Origin of the sequence: Sphingobacterium alkalisoli (assembly GCF_005049105.1) — a bacterium.
GTDB lineage: Bacteria > Bacteroidota > Bacteroidia > Sphingobacteriales > Sphingobacteriaceae > Sphingobacterium > Sphingobacterium alkalisoli.
Genome location: NZ_SUKA01000001.1, coordinates 803694 through 821786, shown reverse-complemented (window position 1 = coordinate 821786; position 18093 = coordinate 803694). Strand labels below are relative to the sequence as shown.

Here is an 18093-nt window from a genome sequence, read left to right as displayed (position 1 = left end):
GGTTCGTCTAATCGCTGCCCAAGCGTTAAAAAAAGCACTTTTTATTTTGACTGAGGTGGGATATACAATTTGGGCAATTTTTGAGAAGCAGGTCTTCCCTGTTCATTCCACGATTTTAATGAGCGATTTACATAATCCAAGAGATCATATTGTCCCCAGTTTTGTGCCATAGAAAGAGACGGTCTATAGAGGTCCATAAAGTTTTGAAGATCGTCACCGCTCAATCCCGTAATTTCGGCAATTTTGGCCTTACTGAAGATCCGATCCACTTGTATTTCATCGACCTCACGATCCATGAACTTTTCAAAGCGCTTCATGTTCTTTGCCTCACGCCCAAACAGATTATATAATGCCGTAGCAGGGCTAGCTACATACGTACCCACACTATTTTTCCCTCCATTATAGATTCCCTTTTTCCCATAATCTCGTAGTATATCTTCCATCTGTTGCTCTCGTGATCTTCGACTAACGATTATAGTTTCCAAATGGATTCCTGATTGCATTTCCAGCAACATGTCTTCCATTGTATAAACAAAAGTTTTAATTGACCCGTACCCAGTCTTTGTAAGAGACAATGTATCTCCTACAGCAGCCTCTATATAGAATACCCCGTAACTATTTGTGACCGCACGTGTTTTTGTACGCAGATTGACAACATTTACATCTTCTATGCGACTTCCATTATCTTTATCCAATACCAGTCCAGATAACGAAGGTATTTCTTGAGCACGCACTTCAATTAGTGCTAGCAAGAGCACAAAAAGACAACATATAGCTTTTATTATTTGTTTTAACATCAGAGGCTAAAGTAAAGAAATAGTTAGACTATCAAATGTTAAAAAGTTTTAAACTATTCATCACTTTTATTTATAGGGGTAAAAAACAAAATTTGCGCCATCAGGAACAACTACAAACAGACACATAAAATTTTCGGGTTTTTTGAAATGCTTTTCGAAATAAGCTCGCTTCTCTTCTTTTATAACCCCTCGCTCTACAAATTCTTCTACCGAACTCACGTTAATTGACCAATTTGTTCCCAATTCTAGCTTGTCAAGCAATACCTGTCCTAGACTTACTTCATGTTGATGTGCGATAAAGATAGGATATAACGTGTAGCCTTCAACAATCATTTCCGCAGAAACTTCCTTTATCGACTCGCTATAAAAATCCAAATCGACTTTTAAACTCTGTAACGGACTACTTTTAGCGGGTTGACCGTCCTCTCCAGACGATCCGTTATTGAGAAGATCTTCTAAATTCATATCACTCTTTCTATCGTTATTCCTTTATCTCTGTTCTTTAATCTTCAATAGCACAACATTTTCGACGTGCTGTGTATGTGGAAACATATCAACAGGTTTGATGCGTACTACATCATATTTAGCTGTAAGCAGTTGCAAATCCCTAGCTTGTGTAGCCGCGTTGCAACTTACATAGACAATTTTTTCTGCTTCCATTTCCAGAATGCGCTGTACCACATCTGCATGCATACCCGCACGGGGAGGGTCCGTAATAACGACATCGGGTTTACCATGCAGGGCAACAAAATCACCGGTAAGCACATCCTTCATATCACCTGCGTAAAACTTCGTGTTCCCTATTCCGTTGATTTCCGAATTTAGCTTAGCATCTTCAATAGCCGACGGCACATACTCCACACCTACGACCTCCTTTACTGTACGGGCGACAAAATTTGCAATCGTACCCGCACCTGTGTATAAGTCATAAACTAATTCGTGACCCTTCAGATCCGCAAACTCACGTGTGATTTTATACAATTCATACGCCTGATGTGAGTTTGTTTGGTAGAATGACTTGGCCCCCACCTTAAATTTCAGTCCCTCCATTTCCTCGTAGATAAAATCACGTCCTTTATATATCTGAATATCCTGATCAAAAATAGTATCGTTTCGTTTTTGATTGACAATATATAATAAGGAAGTAATAGCTGGAAATTGGTTGTATACAAATGACATCAATTGTTCCACATGCCCTTCCTCAGGATAAGCAAAAACAACGATCACCATTACTTCACCCGTTGAAGAAGTTCGAATAATAAGATTACGCAACGCTCCCTCATGTGTACGTAGGTCATAAAAAGTAATCCCTTTTGTTATGGAAAAATCACGGACTGCATTACGTAATTCATTAGAAGGATCCTGCTGCAAAAAGCAATGATCTATATCCAGTATTTTATCAAAACGACCTGGAACGTGAAAACCCAAAGCGTCCATGCTATCTGGAGACACTTGCTCATCCAGGGAAGTGAGCCATCTTTTATTGGAAAATGTGAACTCTAGCTTGTTTCTATAGTACTCCGTCTGCTGTGATGGAAGAATATTTTCCATGGAGGAAGTATCCACCTTCCCTATACGGGAGAGTGCGTTATCTACCGACTGCTGCTTGAACTGCAATTGCGCTTCATAGGTCATATGTTGCCACTTACAACCACCACATACGCCAAAATGCGGACAAAATGGATCTACACGATACTCGGATTTTTGAATAATATTAACGACTCTGCCTTCCGCAAAGTTCTTCTTTTTTCGTTGCAATTCAACATCTACTATATCACCCGGCACCCCCTTCTCAATAAAAAGCACCAAATCATCCTGTTTGGCGACACCTTTCCCCTCTTCCGCTATGTCAACAATAGTAATGTTGTGCAGGAACTTCTTCTCCTGCGGTATTCTTCTTCCCATGATTTGGCAAAAATACGGTTTTTTTGGAAGTATTAAGTATTGGGTGGTGCATATTGTGAGATACGCGAAGTACGAATTTGCAAATTCGCGGATTCGACTAAAGTAACGTGGCGGCTACTAGATGAGGTAGCATCTCCTTCTGGAAGGAGATAAAATTTTTCTTTACATCTGCATCGGTTACCGCCGTAAAAGCAAATGAAAAAACAATATTTTTACTCGTTTTAATCAGGAAAGTAAGTTTTTCCTCAGAGATGGTTGAACCTATCGTCTCGTTTTGTATAAAAGAACTTAATAGTAAAAATTCCAGATCATCCGATAGGGTCTTTAGATACTCCTGCGCATTTGCAGACTCCCGAATAAATTCCCAACCCACGAACTCATTACATACAGTATAAGTAACTCGACTAACGCGAAGAATGGTATTCGCTAAAAAAGTAGGCAAATCCTGCTCGCGAACGCCTTTATTCAAGATATCCTGTACATTTTCTTGAATGTACTCCATCAGTACGGCGTGAAGAATAAGCTCTTTTGATGCAAAATATTTATAGAATGTCGCTTTCGAAATATGCGACTGCTTAGCTAGTTCATTGACGCTAGTTTTATTATAACCGTATTTACGAAAAAGCTCACGAGCGGCTTTTTTAATAGCTACGGTTATTTTATCCTGTTCCATCGATTAATTATTTCCTACAGTATATGAATTCCCAAAAGAACTGACATAATACGGCTTAAGAGGACATTCGGCCACATCAATAGGCGAACCATCTTTTAAAAACCATTTGGCTCCACTTACTGGATCTTCTGCATAAAAAGCGTTTGAAATCACGACCTGATTCCTCTCCTCAGGATTGACTGGACTACACCTATCGTAAGCAACAAATCTATAAGCACCAGCTGCATTTGAAATATTATACACGATCAAACCACTGACCCCTCCCGAAACATAATCGCTCCCATTCGGGCGAAACGCATCTCCCGCCGTTGCTTGAGAAAACGTTTGGTTAAAGGCCACATTAGGAACAACATTACATCCCCCTTTATCACAGGCCCAAGCAAGCAAGGTGAACAAAAAGATCATAATAAAATTCCTAATGATACGCATTATATTATTTCAGTTTCAAATTGAGACAAGAAACGAACATCATTCTCAGAGAAAAGACGCAGGTCTTTAATTTCATATTTCAAGTTCGTAATACGTTCTATACCCATTCCAAATGCAAATCCCGAGTACTTTTTGCTATCAATTCCACAGTTCTCCAATACGTTCGGATCTACCATCCCACATCCTAAAATTTCTACCCAGCCCGATCCCTTGCACAATTGACAACCCTGTCCTTTACAGATCGTACACGAGATATCCATTTCTGCCGACGGTTCGGTGAAAGGAAAGTAAGAAGGACGGAAACGCACCTTCGTACCTTCGCCGTATAACTCTTGCACAAAGTGAAACAATGTTTGTTTTAAATCTGCGAATGAAACGTCCTCATCGACATACAATCCTTCTACCTGATGAAAAAAACAGTGGGCACGAGCAGAGATAGCCTCATTACGGTATACTCTTCCCGGCATAATTGCCCGAAAAGGTGGTTTACCGGCTTCCATCAGACGTACCTGTACCGACGAGGTGTGTGTACGAAGTGCAATATCGTTACCATCTTGCTTTTTGATAAAGAATGTATCTTGCATATCTCTGGCAGGGTGTTCCGGAGGAAAGTTCAATGCAGAGAAATTATGCCAATCGTCTTCAATTTCAGGGCCTTCGGCGACGACGAATCCTAATTTTTTAAAAATTTCTACGATTTCTTTGCGTACTAAGGAAAGCGGGTGCCGGGATCCAAGCTGAAACCCTTCGCCCGGTAACGTTAGATCACCTTCCTCAAGTTTTACTGTATTCGTATTAGATTTACCAAACAGTTCTTGGGCTTCTTGATATTTATTTTCCGCTAATTGTTTAAATTCATTCAATACTTTACCTAAGACACGTTTCTCCTCAGAAGAAACGGTTTTAAACTCCTCGAATAAACCTTTTACAACACCTTTCGAAACTAAAAATTTTAACCGGTAATTTTCTACATCTGCAGCGGATAATAGCGTAATCTGCTCAATCTCTTCGGTATACTGCTTTATTCTATCTTGCAACATGAAGCCAAAGATACAGCAAAATATTAAAATTCCTTGTCAGGGGATTCTAATTAATATGAATTAAAAAGGTAAACCATCTTTTTCTTCATCATTCTCTTTATAATCAACAGACTGTTCCTGTTGGCTCGCTTTCGTATTATTAGTTTGGTTACCTCCGGGGCTCTCGAAGTCCGTGCGCCGTCCCAAGATATTAAAACTTTCGGCTACAATCTCCGTTGTATACCGCCTAATTCCCTCCTTATCTTCGTACGAGCGGGTACGCAATTTACCTTCAATGTACACGAGCCTACCTTTGTTCAGATATTTGGAGGCGACATCTGCCAGTCCGCGCCACATGACGATATTATGCCATTCGGTCTGTTCGATTTTTTTCCCATCTTTATTAAATGTTTCGGAGGTGGCTAAGGGAAAACTCGCTACACTAACGTTTCCGTCTAAGTAACGCAACTCAGGATCTTTACCTAAGTGTCCCACTAAAATAACTTTGTTTACGCTTGACATACTATAATTTAGGGTTTATTTAGCTAATATACTTATTTAAAAAAGAAAAAATAAGCTTATGTTTAGCTAAATTATTTAAATTTTCTGACAAACAGTAATTCCAGTCTGCTTTTTTTTCCTTTACCGCTGGCAAATTTTCCAAACGATAAAATCGAGCATAAATATTCTGATGACTTAATACATGCTTTATTTGTCCATTTATCGGCAACAGCTCTGCACCATCAAAATGTCTGATAAATTCGTGGTGAAGCATTAACTCGGCTACATCCACTTCATTTTCAGTTTCTATCAAGGGGAGTTCGTATAAATTGGCCCACACATCTGCTTCACCCCTTTTTGACATCAATATAGCATTTTCTTTTTCGTGAAGAAAATAATGAAAAAACCTGTTCCTGCTTACTTTTCCTTTAGTCTTAACTGGTAATTCAAAAACTCTATTCTCGTTAAAGGCTACACATTCCAATCTAAAAATACAGGTCTCACAAAGAGGCATCTTAGGTTTACACTGTATTGCACCAAAATCCATTATCGCTTGATTGTGCAAACCGGGAACGCTATCAGATATCAATTCTTGGGCAAGATTTTTAAATACTTTTTTTCCTTCTCCCGAATTTATCGGTAAATCAATACCGAAACAACGCGCCAGCACTCGAAAGACATTTCCGTCCAATACCGCTTGTTTTTCATTGATCGAAAAAGAAGAAATTGCCGCAGCGGTATAGTCCCCTATTCCTGGTAACTGGATGACATCCGCATATCGTGTCGGGAAATTCCCTTGAAACTCAGCGATAACACGTTTTGCAGCCCTGTGCATGTTCCTTGCACGAGAATAATAACCTAAGCCTTGCCAAAGCCGAAGGATATCACCTTCCTCAGCGTCTGCAAATTTCTGAACGTTTGGGTATTTTGTTACAAAAGAATGAAAATATGGCAACCCTTGTTCAACGCGGGTTTGTTGAAGAATTATTTCAGAGAGCCAAATAATGTAAGGGTCCTTTGTCGTGCGCCAAGGTAAGATGCGGCCGCTTTTTGTATACCAAGAGATTATTTTTTCCGAAAATGACATGCTGCAAAAGTGCACATTTTTAACAAATTTTAACGAGCATAAATGGTCTTTACACTATAGAAAATTAACCGCATCCCACCTATTTCATTAAATTTGCAACGATTCGTAAATCGTATTACGTTAAGTATTACATTAAAAGTACTTAGTTATTATCATATGCTAAAAAACAAATCTTCTGTACGCATTATCAGTGCAGATGGTACTTCAGATAAAAACCTGCTTGTACCAACAGTCCTTCTTAAACACTGGAAAAAGATATGTATCTCAACCTTATCGTTTATCTTTATCTTGTGCGGTAGCATTATCTATTTTGCCACAAGTAAAAAGGAACATGATATTACAAGCAAATATGAGGCCACACTAGATGAAGTACGCGCGATGAACCGACAGCTGAGTTGGGACCAAAGCGAAAGTGAGCGGGATATTCATCAAGTAAGACAATCATTCAATAAAATAGACAGTACGATCGAACGCATAAATGCAAAGATGAAAAAGAGAGGTTTAAAAACCATCGCACTTCAAAATGCAGGAGGACCTATTGAAGCGGATGAAGAGAATATTGAATTATTAAGCGAGTTTTATGCTGGCGCATTAAAAGATTTAGACCGAAAGCTATCGGGTATTCCGATAGGAATCCCCCATCCGGGGAAAATAACCTCAAGATTCGGCTACCGTCGCAACCCGTTCACCAATAGAGGTAGGGAAATGCATTCTGGAATTGACCTAAAAGGAAGAACAGGCGACCCTGTAAAAGTTACCGCTAGCGGTAAGGTAGTATTTGCGGGGTACGAGGGCGCATATGGATATGTGGTCAAAGTGAATCACCCAAATGGATTTGAAACCCGTTATGCACACCTTTCAAAAACGAACGTAAGAAAAGGCCAAAATATCGAAGTCGGTAAAGTAATCGGATTACTAGGCAACACCGGCAGAAGTACGGGATCCCACCTTCATTATGAAATATTACACCATGACAAGAAGGTCAATCCAGAAAAATACTTCAATTTTTAAATTAAAACTACACAAATTTTCCGTGTACATTTGTACACATGCAAGCATCTTTCACTATTCACACCCTCCACAGAGGCAAGTTTATTTCGGCCTTTTTGCTGATGCTCTTTTTAGCTGGCGGCTTGAGTTCTCTTATTCCGTTTCAGGAAATTGTAAAGATTATCATTATATTATTTACGATCCCAGTCATACTATTTGTAAGCGTCAGAATGAGTCAAAATCCTTCGGTATGGCTCCTTACTGAAGAGCACCTAATTATTACCTTTCCAAAAAAGGAGATTTCCTATCCTCTTGCCGAAATAGATTATATCCAAAGTCTTACCCGTTCGGGTGGAGCTTTGTACGTCATTCATTTCCATAAGAAATCACCTAGCCGGTATTGGCGCAACAAGCTGTTCCAAGAGGAGGATGACAACCAGCTTCTTCATCATGCACTTATTGACTCCGCTGTAGAATATTATAAGTTTTAAGTTACAATTCACCCAACTCGCTTCAATTTTTGTAAGTTTGACACAAAGAAACCGAGCTTACCCACCTCCGGTAGGTCAGGCCAGCTCATGAAGTAGTTATTATATATAATATGAAATTAAATTATATCCTGTTTTTAGCTATAGTAATATATTGTTGCAATCCCTTATTTGGACAACGTAAAGGATATTGGCAACAAGGTGTAGATTATAATATGTCCATTGATGTGCATGAAAAAACCTATCAGTACGATGGAAAGATGACGTTAAAATACACCAACAATTCGGGTCAATCACTGTCAAAAGTGTATTTCCACCTCTATTTCAACGCCTTTCAACCTGGAAGTATGATGGATTATAGGCTCACTTCCATATCTGATCCAGATCCGCGGATGACAACCAACCTGGGCACAAAAGAAAAACCTATTTACCAAAGTCGCATCGCGCCACTTACACCTGATCAAATAGGTTATCAGAAGATAAAATCACTTACATTCAACGGCATTAACACAACCTATAAAGTGGACGGCACTCTATTAGAAGTGACTCTTCCTTCACCTATTCTAGACGGCGCTACGGCTACATTCCAAATGGAATGGAATGCACAGGTCCCGGAGCAAATAAGACGAAGTGGTCGAAATTCGAAAGAGGGTGTTGCCTTATCGATGACACAGTGGTACCCCAAGATGGCACATTTCGACGAATTCGGGTGGCATCTTGACGAATATGTTGCGCGGGAATTTATCGCACCTTTTGGTAATTTCGACGTTAAAATCAATATCCATAAAGATTACGTGCTGGGCGCGTCTGGAGTACTTCAAAATCCCGCTCATGTAAAAGGTTATCAAAAGAAACCCACAGTAAAGCCAATAAACAATAAGGTACAGTGGCATTACAAAGCGGAAAACATTCATGATTTTGCTTGGGCTGCGGACCCTAAGTTTGTAGTAGACTCTGCCAAAAGCCGTGGTGGAATAAACGTATATACAGTATATTTACCCAAGGATAAGCCTACGATAGCTAACTGGCGGCAAGCGCTCGGATTGGCAACTGATTTTTTTGACTTCTGTGCCGATAAATTTGGAGCTTACCCATGGCCAAGCTACACGATTATACAAGGCGGTGACGGAGGTATGGAATACGGAACAGCTACTTTGGTAACGGGAGGTAGAAATATCAAAAGTTTAGTGGGTGTTATTTTTCACGAAGCCGCCCACTCTTGGTACCAACATCTTTTTGGCATCAATGAAACAGTAGACGAATGGTTTGACGAAGGATTTACAAGCTATGTAGAAGAGTTAGCCTTCCAGCAACTTTTTGAAAAAAAGGGTGCAATAGACACTAACCCGGTTATTGCACCCTATCGTGCTTATTACAAGCTCGCTCTTTCAGACAGGGAAGAACCTATGAGTCTTTTGGCAGATTATTACAATTCCAACTATGCATATAGTAACGAGGCCTACAATAAAGGCGCCGTCTTAGCCCAGCAATTGGGCTATATCATAGGACAGGAAAACTTGAACAAGACATTTTTAACATTTTACGAACATTGGAAATTTAAGCATCCTACACCGAATGATTTTAAACGCGTAGCAGAAGAAGTGTCAGGAATCAATCTCAAATGGTACTTTAATCTATTTATCAATACGACACGTAAAATCGACTACGCAATTACAGAAGTAACTTCGAATAGCATTGTGCTTAAAAACAAATCCGACTTTGCGATGCCGCTAGACGTACTTGTTGAATATGAAGACGGTTCCAAAGAGTTATTTTACATTCCGCTTCGGGAAATGCGCGGAGAGAAAGCAGCAGAAAACTTTGACATCTATCAAGGCATAACCCGTACAATAGTAGAAGATTGGTTCTGGACTAAGCCTGACTATGTGATTACAACAAATAAGCCTGCAAAAAAAGTTTGGATTGATCCTTCCCAACGGCTAGCAGATGTAGAATCATCAGACAATACTTTTGAAAGATAATTGAAATAAGGGGCTGTCTAAAAAGCACAACATCGTCGTCATTGCGAACCGGAGGAACGATGGTGAAGCAATCTGACGATGTTAAAAACGCAGATTGCTTCGTCATTCTTCCTCGCAATGACGCGTTTTCTTGTAGGTGACGACCTTTTTAGACACCTTCTTTTATATTTGCATTAGATATCCAAATTGAATCAAAACCGTACGTTGTCGATTGATTAGAAGCTTCAATCACCAGTTCCCCTCCCGCTGCTAGCTCCTCATGCTTTATCCAGACCCTACCCAAATCCTTACCATTTAACTTGACGCTTTTTATATAACGATTTCTATCCGAAAAATTCAAGACTTTTATAACTAGCGGTTTACCATTATTAGCAAGGGTTACTTTTGAAAAAAACGGCACATTAAGGTAATAAATCGGCTCTCCTATTAACGGCTGATGAAGGCCAATAGCTGTCATTACGAACCAACCCGACATAGCACCTGCATCGTCGTCCATGGTACGCACAAAAGCTTTAGGCTCATTTTTATAGATCCGGTCAATGTGTGCGTCGATTCCTCTACTGTTATCGTTAAAATAATACTGTATCACCGTATCCAAAGCGAGTTCATGCACTAAAGATTGATATCGCCAAGGCTTTGCACTAGAGTAATATAAAGTCGGCGATTGCATATCCGGTTCATTCGCACGATTGAAATAATGATTATCAAAAAAATCGTCCAATTGCTCTGTAAAAGCCGTCTTCCCCTCTGCCAATTTCACCAATCCTAACACGTCAAACGGCACATTCCATCGATACTGCCTTATGGTCCCTTGATACATATCTCGCGCGGACATGCGATCCACGTCGTTTCTTTTTAGATCCTTAAAATGCTTTTCCCAAACCTTTTTATAGGTCATCGCACGATTAAAATAATGATCCGACTCCTCTCCCTCAAACAACTGACTCATCGTCCACATATCATAAGCAGCTTCCAGATACTTATCTGGCTTTGAGAAATCAAAACGAGATGTATCTTTGATCAATGAGTCGCGTATTTCATCCAGATGTATTTCATAACCCTTGCCTTTAGCATCCAGCAATACTACTGCAGCGTGTTCGGTTCGCACCGAATTCGCCGGTTCATAACGCCCTGCAAAATCGTGTTTACCATAGCGGTACAAATCAGAGATGGAAGATACAATAGCTTGATAGTACTGAGGGAAAGCCAACTCTAAAAGAGGAAGCTGAGTTTTATAGTTGTCCCAGATGGCCCATCCATGAAATCGGGGGAGCTCATCCTGATGAATCTCACCGTCAGTACCCCGATACTTCCCATCAGCCTCGGATATCTTATACGGAGATTGCATTGTCCGATAAAAAAGCGAATAGAACAATTTTTCACGTTCAGGATCACCTTCCACTTGTATGGCAGACAGGTATCTGTCCCAATTCGCTACCGATTTTTGTTTTAGTCTAGCATAGTCCATCGTATTATGATCCTCCAGTGTTTTCCTGGCGTAAGCGATATCCACCGCAGAAAAAGCGATTCGAAATTCGCTCTTTTCTACATTGTTTGCTAAGTGCATGCGCAGTTTATCACCTTCGACAGCCATGTCTACAACATGATTTAATGAGATCGCATAGTATATGGTATATATACCTACATTACAAGTCGTCTTTGCACGAAGCGCACCCAAAATAAGACCATCTTTTATTTCATACTTATTATTAACAAATGCACCATTAAATGCATGTGCTAAATCGATAGACAATCCCTTTTTTCCTTTTGGAAAAGTATACTCATGTATACCAAAATTACCATCTACTGCGATCTTCGCGCCGATTCCCTCTTTAAATTCTATCTCGTAAGATCCGGGAGATGCCTTTTCTCTCCTTTTCTGTAGCGGAATTTTCGTATCCTTATCACCCAAAAATGGTTTGACCAAAATCAATCCGCCACTACCCTTACATCCGACGCCTTCAAACCGGTTGTGCGTGAATCCAACAACCTCCTTCGCTAGATACTCATATCCCATGTGCAGCGTTGGGTTGGTCTGCGGAACAATACTCAACTGATGAAAAGGCGATGACGCAGCAGGAGAGAGTTGGCCATGGTCACCTGATGAGCCAAGAAAAACATTCACGTTTTCACTCTGTGCATGCACGTGTCCCTTTAAATAAAGGAATGAGATCAGTACAAGGCAGGAAACATAATTTTTCATAAAAGTATCTTAATCAGTTTTTTTAGTTTAGCAAGGTTGTAATTTACAGTTTTCCTGGCTCTTTGTAAAGAATTTTATGTTTACAGGCATACATATAGATCACTATTATTGCACACTATATCGCTTATAAACTGTCTCGATCCGCTCAAATATTCTTTCGCGCGAATCGAGACGATTTTTTCCGAAGCTATACGGTAACGCGGCTCCTATTGATAACCTTCGTTTTGATACATTTTTTCGGGATTCAGCTTGTATTCGTCGAAAGGAATTGGATAGTATCTGTCCTTTGTCGAGATATTGGACAGTTTAGCATTTCCGTAATCCGCCTGGCTTTTCGTTTTGAAGTATTCTACCAATCCTTCAGTATCATAATTACGAATAAGATCGAACCAGCGGTGATTTTCAAAAGCCAACTCTACTCTACGCTCGTGTAATATAGCATCTTTTAGTGTAGGGTACCTACGGCTATAGGTTGCATTCGACTTAGAGACTTCATAAGAAGGTAATCCAGCCCTTTCACGCACTTCATCCAATAATTTAATTGCTTCTGCCTCTTTACCTAGATGCATTTTTGTTTCAGCTAACAATAGCATGACATCGGCATAACGAATCAAAATCCAATCATTTCCGCCCCAACCTTGAGTACCTGATTCGTCACTATTATCTCTAAATTTAGTGATAAACCAGTCATTAACTTGCGCATGGGTAGCAAATTTTATAGAGAAGCTCTTTCTTACGTCGTTCTCCTCATAATCTTTCACTAAATCCATCTTTACATTACCGCCAGTACCTGTAGAAGGATATTGAGAGTTAATCGTTTCTCCACGCGCTTGATTGTTGCGTGCTATAGAAGAGCTATAGTTTTGGTCGCCCTGAAGGTATTGTACTTGCATAATCAGTTCCTTACAGCTCGCTTTATTCGTTACATCGAATACTTGCGCATAGGGAATTTCATTTAATTTACCAAATGTACGCATGCCATAGGCAGCAGATAAATGTCTTTCAGCTTTTTGAAAATTTTCTATTTTATCCAGGGTGAAGGTAGATCCCATCGTTAGATACACCTGTCCTAACAGCGCGTTGATAGCTGCCTTAGATGTTCTACCAACGGCGTATTCCCACTGTGTATTTGGTAAATCACTATCTAAGGCATCGGTAAGATCGGCCACAATCTGCTTGTATACAATATCTTCTTTCTGTCTATAAGCCAATTCATTCGCTTGCTCTTTACTTGTAATTTCAACAGTAGCCAATGGGATGTCACCAAATTTACGTACCATATGAAAATACAACAATGCACGCACAAATTTTGCTTCTGAAACATATCGAATTTTTATATCTTCATTACTAAACATCACTTGATCTATCCGTGATATTAAGGTATTGCAACGCGCAATACCATCGTACATATTGGACCAATGTGTTTTTAAATAAGAGTTACTTGGCAAAATGGAAAAATCATTAAACTGAAAGGGTTCACCGGCATTGGACTGGTTGTCGTCACGTCCCACATTGTCCGATCTTTCTTCGCTATATAGCGTACTGCTTTCTCCAATATTACTCCCTGAACGCAATGCTTGGTAAAGACCGTTTACCGCTAATAATACATCATTTTCCGTTTTAAAATACTCTTCGACCGCCACTGCATTGGGATCTAATTGATTCAAAAAGTCCTTTTGGCAAGACGTTAGTCCCAAAAGAAGAAATGGCAATATATATCTTGTTTTCATCTGTTTGCTTTTTTGATTGATAAAGAGTCCTTCGTTATTTAGAAAGACGCTAATTAAAATTTAAAATGTTACTTTCAAGCCTAAGTTATAACCTCTTACTAGGGGGTACAATCCGTAATCTACACCGGGAGTTAGGTTTCCACGTTGGTTGTAATCAGGTTCCGGATTGTAGCCTTTATATTTCGAGATCGTAAATGGATTTTCTACACTTCCATAAATACGTATACCAGAAATATGCATTTTAGTTACCAACGACGGAGACAGATTATAACCTAGTGTAATATTGGTCATTCTTAGAAAAGAACCATCTTGTAAATAAAAAGATGAAAGGCGTGTACTATTACTCTGCGTTCCAGCTCGAGAAGCACGGTACACATTTCCATTTCCCGGGTTTGCAGAAGAGCGCCAGCGTTGTGCTACGTCGGCATACTGGTTTCCAGAGCCCTCCATATTGTATAAATAATAATCGTAACCGTCAAGCACCTGATTTCCTTGCGACCCATTAAAGGATGCACGTATATCAATTCGTTTATAGCTTGCATTAATGGCAAAACCATAGGTGAAATCGGGGTGCGGATTTCCAATTACACGCTTATCTTCGTCATTCACGATGCCATTTCCATCTACATCTTCAAAATAGAGATCACCCGGTTGAAGAGGGTTTGTAGAGCCTGCCGATGGAGCAACCGTTTGATAGTTTTGCTCGGTAGCTATTCCCAATACTTTAAAACCATAGAACATACCAATTGGGTTTCCTTCTTGGGTGACGTGGGTAATGTAAGAACGCTCCGCACCATTAGTAAAAATGGTTGACCCGCCCCCTAAATCAAGCACCTTATTACGATTCACGTTTATATTACCACTAAAACCAAGCTGGAAATCATTTTTTCTTATAATTGTTGCATCGAGCTGAAGATCGAAGCCTTTGTTCTCCACATTGCTGTGTGGTAAATTGGTCAAAATTGTAGTTGCGCCAGAAATCGCGGTTATGGGTTGCTCAAATAAAAGATTAAATGAGCGACTTAAGTACAAATTAGCCATTAAATTTACACGTCCGTTGAATAGACCTACATCAAGACCACTATTATATTGTGATGTAGACTCCCATCCAAGTCCGGCATCTCTTAAATTACTCGGCCAATATCCTGTCGCTACCCGATCGCCAATGATAACACCTCCAGGAGATTCCATCGTTGTAATCGCTTTATAATCGCCAATATTATTATTACCACTTAAACCCCAACTTGCTCTAAGTTTTATAGAAGATCCGGTGCCGAGCCAATCGGTGTAAAATTCTTCGTTTGACAAAGTCCATCCCGCAGAAATGGAAGGGAAGGTTCCCCATTTTGTTTCTGGACCAAAACGAGATGAACCATCGGTACGAAAGGAAGCAGAAAGAAAGTATCTCGCATCATAATTGTACATCAATCGGCTAAAATAAGACTGTAATGTAGTAATACGTTTAAAAGTTTCCCCATTATCTTTCAGCAGTTGAAAATTAGATGGATCTGCGCCCTTATCAGTGATTTCTCCGACAGCATCACTTTGAAAACCGTTAGCCCGAAGATGTATTTGGTCGATATCGGTTCGCTGCGCGGAGTAACCCAATAATGCGTTTAATTGATGCTTTTCATTAAAGTTCTTATTATAAGTTATTGTCGCTTCCACCAGCTTATCAATTTCGCCTCTTGTTCTCGCGTCGGCATAAGCGGCCGTTTTGGCTGGATCAGAAAACGGAGGATTGTTACCAGATGAAATACTCGTCGGGCGGTAGTAGTCATATTTTTCATCATAGGTAGACAGGCCGCCATTAACCTTGAGATTTAACCCCTCCAAAATCGAAAAATCTGCAAACGCGTTATATAACCCCCTTTTTCCTCTACGATTATTTTTAATTTGGGTGACGTAAGCTAAGGGATTTTCAGGATTCTGAATACCGAAATTATTTGCGGATAGATCCCCCATTAAATATTGTGCATAGCTACCATCTTCATTATAAACGGGAAGTGTAGGCAAATAAATCAAGGCCGCCATAGATGGACTACGATCGTAACGCCCTGTCGTCACCTCATTGTTGTCGTTGTAGGTAAAGGCAACGTTTGCTCCAACTGTTAAACGATCACCGACTTTCGAATCTACATTGGTACGAAAATTAAAAATCTGTTGGTCTGTACCAAGCATGACCCCATTTTGGTCTTGATACGAACCGCTCAATAGATAGCGTGTTTTATCATTACCTCCATAAGCGGATAAATTGTGTCTTTGAAAGGGCGCATTCCGGTACAGCGCATCCTGCCAATCGGTATCGTGTTGCGATTTTTTCGCCGTGCCCGTAGCAAAATCGTAGTATTCCTCCGGGATCGAAACAGATCCCGCATTACCTACACGTGCTACACGCGCGGCATTGTCATCTAAACGCATAGCGTCCGTCCAAGTCATTCCCCTATTTACAACAAGATCTTTGTAGGCATTATTACGTCCATCAATAATTAAGTCAATGAACTCTTCCGCATTAAGAAGATCTACTTTCTTCGATAACTGACCGAAACCTGTTAACGCATCATAATCCACATTGCTTCGGCCTTCTTTACCTCTTTTTGTTGTGATCAGAACAACACCTCCGGCGGCACGTGAACCATAAATGGCGGCAGAAGCTGCGTCCTTTAGCACGTCGATACTTTCAATATCATTGGGATTAATATTCAAGTTATTTCCAGCAGGATAACCGTCAATTACATATAGTGGATCTGAACTAGCAATAATAGATCCCATTCCGCGAACCCTTATTTTCGTCCCGTCATAAGGAGCTCCACTTGTTTGCATGATTTGCACGCCTGCTACTTTGCCCACCAGTGCCTGCGAAAGTTTCGGCGACGCTAAATTAAGTTCTTCTGCCTTAACACTCGCTATTGCACCCGTCACGTCAGATTTGCGTATCTTTTGATACCCAATCGAAACTGTTACTTCCTCCAGCATATTATCCGCGTCAACCAATTCAATCGATACATTTCTCAGATTTGAAATCGTCGTTTGAATAGTAGAGAAACCAATATAACTGATCGTAAGGCTGTCGCCTACCACCCCATCTAACACAAAATTTCCCGTCGAGTCTGTTAATACGACCTGTTTCGTACGATCGTTAGTAATTGTAGCACCTACAATTGGAATGCCCTGATTGTCTCTTACCTTACCTGTAATCTGTTGTTGATTTTTAATTTCCATTTTCAACAATTCCACCCTAAGAGGGGAGGCTTGGGCGCCCCATGATGTAACGGACAACGGCACTAGAAGCCATAAAAGCTTAGTTGATTTCAAATACATATTATTGTGTCTTACCTTTAATTTGACGCAAAAATATGCTTGAAGAGTTACCTCAAAATATCCCTAATATTAAGAAATGATTATCATGCTAAAGGGATTTAGCAATCACATTAAAATAGTTAATATAAAACAGCGTTTTGGGATACAATTTATTGCCTAACCAATACATTTGTCATTCCCATTTCGCCCCATTTTTCTGAACTGACTGCTTCGAAACAACACGCTCGCTTACTTTCTCACACAACAGCTCTCCATTTTTTACATGGAATACCTGCATAATATCTGCCGCCATATGCGCTTTATTGTTGGAAGAAAAATCAGTTGAGCCACTGGTATCCCACAAATAATATTGCACAAACCCGATTACAAATAGCACACACTCGTCGGGTATCTTAACCATTATCTTAACCCTCTGAAAATTAATTGGTTTATGGGGCACCATAAATGCAGTTTCTGTAAAAAACTGTTCGGCGATCAAGTCATCTAAAGAAACACCAATTACGTAGAACGTTATGCCTATCCGACTTAATCGCTCTGGAAAACTCTTTAGATCCCAACTTTTATTATCTGGAAGAGTTATATCAACATGTGCTTGCGGTAAATTCAATTTAATTTCGGGTACCCAAGGTAATAAAGAACGCCAGGATCGGGTGGAACTCAATCTAAAATTCCGCAATTCTGTAAACACAGTATATTGAGTTTCACTTTTCAACAATTGCGCCTCCAGATGCTTAATTTCGACAAGATGCTTAAGTAATCTGTTATACATTTCTCTTTTCACAAGTTTACCCGCTACCAACTTAAAAGCTTGATATATTTTTGAGGTTAATGTATTACTCTCTCCAAATCTATTAGATGAACGCTTGCTGTTTTCACTTAGCTTATATTCCTCACCTTTCTTATGTAATTTCTTGGCTATATAGCGCTTAAAAAATTCTTCCATTTAACGAGTTGATAATTATAATTGG

General features: G+C 39.9%; 15 protein-coding genes. 3 read left to right on the top strand and 12 right to left on the bottom strand.

All coding sequences use genetic code 11. From position 1 onward, the window contains the following. Window positions 1–41: 41 nt before the first annotated feature. The 8 genes from FAZ19_RS02975 to mutY form a co-directional block, all read right to left on the bottom strand. Window positions 42–797: a hypothetical protein gene (locus FAZ19_RS02975; RefSeq protein WP_136819103.1), complete on the bottom strand. Its 756-nt coding sequence runs from the start codon at window positions 795–797 to the stop codon at window positions 42–44. Between the two features lie 66 nt (window positions 798–863). After that, on the bottom strand, window positions 864–1262 hold the full coding sequence (locus FAZ19_RS02970) for a hypothetical protein (RefSeq protein ID WP_136819102.1): 399 nt from the start codon (window positions 1260–1262) through the stop codon (window positions 864–866). A gap of 24 nt (window positions 1263–1286) precedes the next feature. Continuing rightward, window positions 1287–2702, bottom strand: a complete 1416-nt coding sequence (gene rlmD, locus FAZ19_RS02965; RefSeq protein WP_136819101.1) for a 23S rRNA (uracil(1939)-C(5))-methyltransferase RlmD — start codon at window positions 2700–2702, stop codon at window positions 1287–1289. Between the two features lie 97 nt (window positions 2703–2799). Continuing rightward, complete coding sequence (locus FAZ19_RS02960) at window positions 2800–3375, bottom strand: TetR/AcrR family transcriptional regulator (protein WP_136819100.1); 576 nt, start codon at window positions 3373–3375, stop codon at window positions 2800–2802. 3 nt (window positions 3376–3378) lie between these two features. Beyond that, window positions 3379–3780 carry a hypothetical protein gene (locus FAZ19_RS02955; RefSeq protein WP_229707274.1) on the bottom strand — a complete coding sequence of 134 codons (402 nt, stop codon included), beginning with the start codon at window positions 3778–3780 and terminating at the stop codon, window positions 3379–3381. Between the two features lie 23 nt (window positions 3781–3803). Further along, the gene (gene pheS / locus FAZ19_RS02950) at window positions 3804–4844 is read right to left on the bottom strand and encodes a phenylalanine--tRNA ligase subunit alpha (protein WP_136819098.1); all 1041 of its coding nucleotides are present in this window, start codon (window positions 4842–4844) and stop codon (window positions 3804–3806) included. A 60-nt stretch (window positions 4845–4904) separates the two neighbouring features. Further along, window positions 4905–5345 (bottom strand): single-stranded DNA-binding protein, encoded by a 441-nt coding sequence (locus FAZ19_RS02945; protein WP_136819097.1) that lies wholly within the window; start codon window positions 5343–5345, stop codon window positions 4905–4907. 19 nt (window positions 5346–5364) lie between these two features. Then, window positions 5365–6411, bottom strand: a complete 1047-nt coding sequence (gene mutY, locus FAZ19_RS02940; RefSeq protein ID WP_136819096.1) for an A/G-specific adenine glycosylase — start codon at window positions 6409–6411, stop codon at window positions 5365–5367. Window positions 6412–6567: 156 nt separating this feature from the next. Between mutY and FAZ19_RS02935 the strand changes: the two genes are divergently transcribed. The 3 genes from FAZ19_RS02935 to FAZ19_RS02925 all read left to right on the top strand — a co-directional run bounded on the left by FAZ19_RS02935 (window position 6568) and on the right by FAZ19_RS02925 (window position 9871). Then, window positions 6568–7422, top strand: coding sequence for a M23 family metallopeptidase (locus FAZ19_RS02935; protein ID WP_136819095.1), 855 nt, complete (start codon window positions 6568–6570; stop codon window positions 7420–7422). Between the two features lie 38 nt (window positions 7423–7460). Beyond that, window positions 7461–7892: a hypothetical protein gene (locus FAZ19_RS02930; RefSeq protein WP_136819094.1), complete on the top strand. Its 432-nt coding sequence runs from the start codon at window positions 7461–7463 to the stop codon at window positions 7890–7892. A gap of 110 nt (window positions 7893–8002) precedes the next feature. Next, window positions 8003–9871 carry a M1 family metallopeptidase gene (locus FAZ19_RS02925; protein WP_136819093.1) on the top strand — a complete coding sequence of 623 codons (1869 nt, stop codon included), beginning with the start codon at window positions 8003–8005 and terminating at the stop codon, window positions 9869–9871. Between the two features lie 148 nt (window positions 9872–10019). Here FAZ19_RS02925 and FAZ19_RS02920 read toward each other — a convergent pair whose 3' ends face one another. The 4 genes from FAZ19_RS02920 to FAZ19_RS02905 form a co-directional block, all read right to left on the bottom strand. After that, window positions 10020–12074: a glycoside hydrolase domain-containing protein gene (locus tag FAZ19_RS02920; RefSeq protein WP_136819092.1), complete on the bottom strand. Its 2055-nt coding sequence runs from the start codon at window positions 12072–12074 to the stop codon at window positions 10020–10022. A gap of 206 nt (window positions 12075–12280) precedes the next feature. Continuing rightward, the gene (locus FAZ19_RS02915) at window positions 12281–13804 is read right to left on the bottom strand and encodes a RagB/SusD family nutrient uptake outer membrane protein (protein ID WP_136819091.1); all 1524 of its coding nucleotides are present in this window, start codon (window positions 13802–13804) and stop codon (window positions 12281–12283) included. Between the two features lie 60 nt (window positions 13805–13864). Beyond that, complete coding sequence (locus FAZ19_RS02910) at window positions 13865–17125, bottom strand: SusC/RagA family TonB-linked outer membrane protein (protein WP_136819090.1); 3261 nt, start codon at window positions 17123–17125, stop codon at window positions 13865–13867. 172 nt (window positions 17126–17297) lie between these two features. Then, a complete protein-coding gene (locus FAZ19_RS02905) occupies window positions 17298–18068 on the bottom strand; it encodes a hypothetical protein (RefSeq protein WP_136819089.1) in 771 nt (256 codons plus the stop codon). Window positions 18069–18093 lie beyond the last annotated feature (25 nt).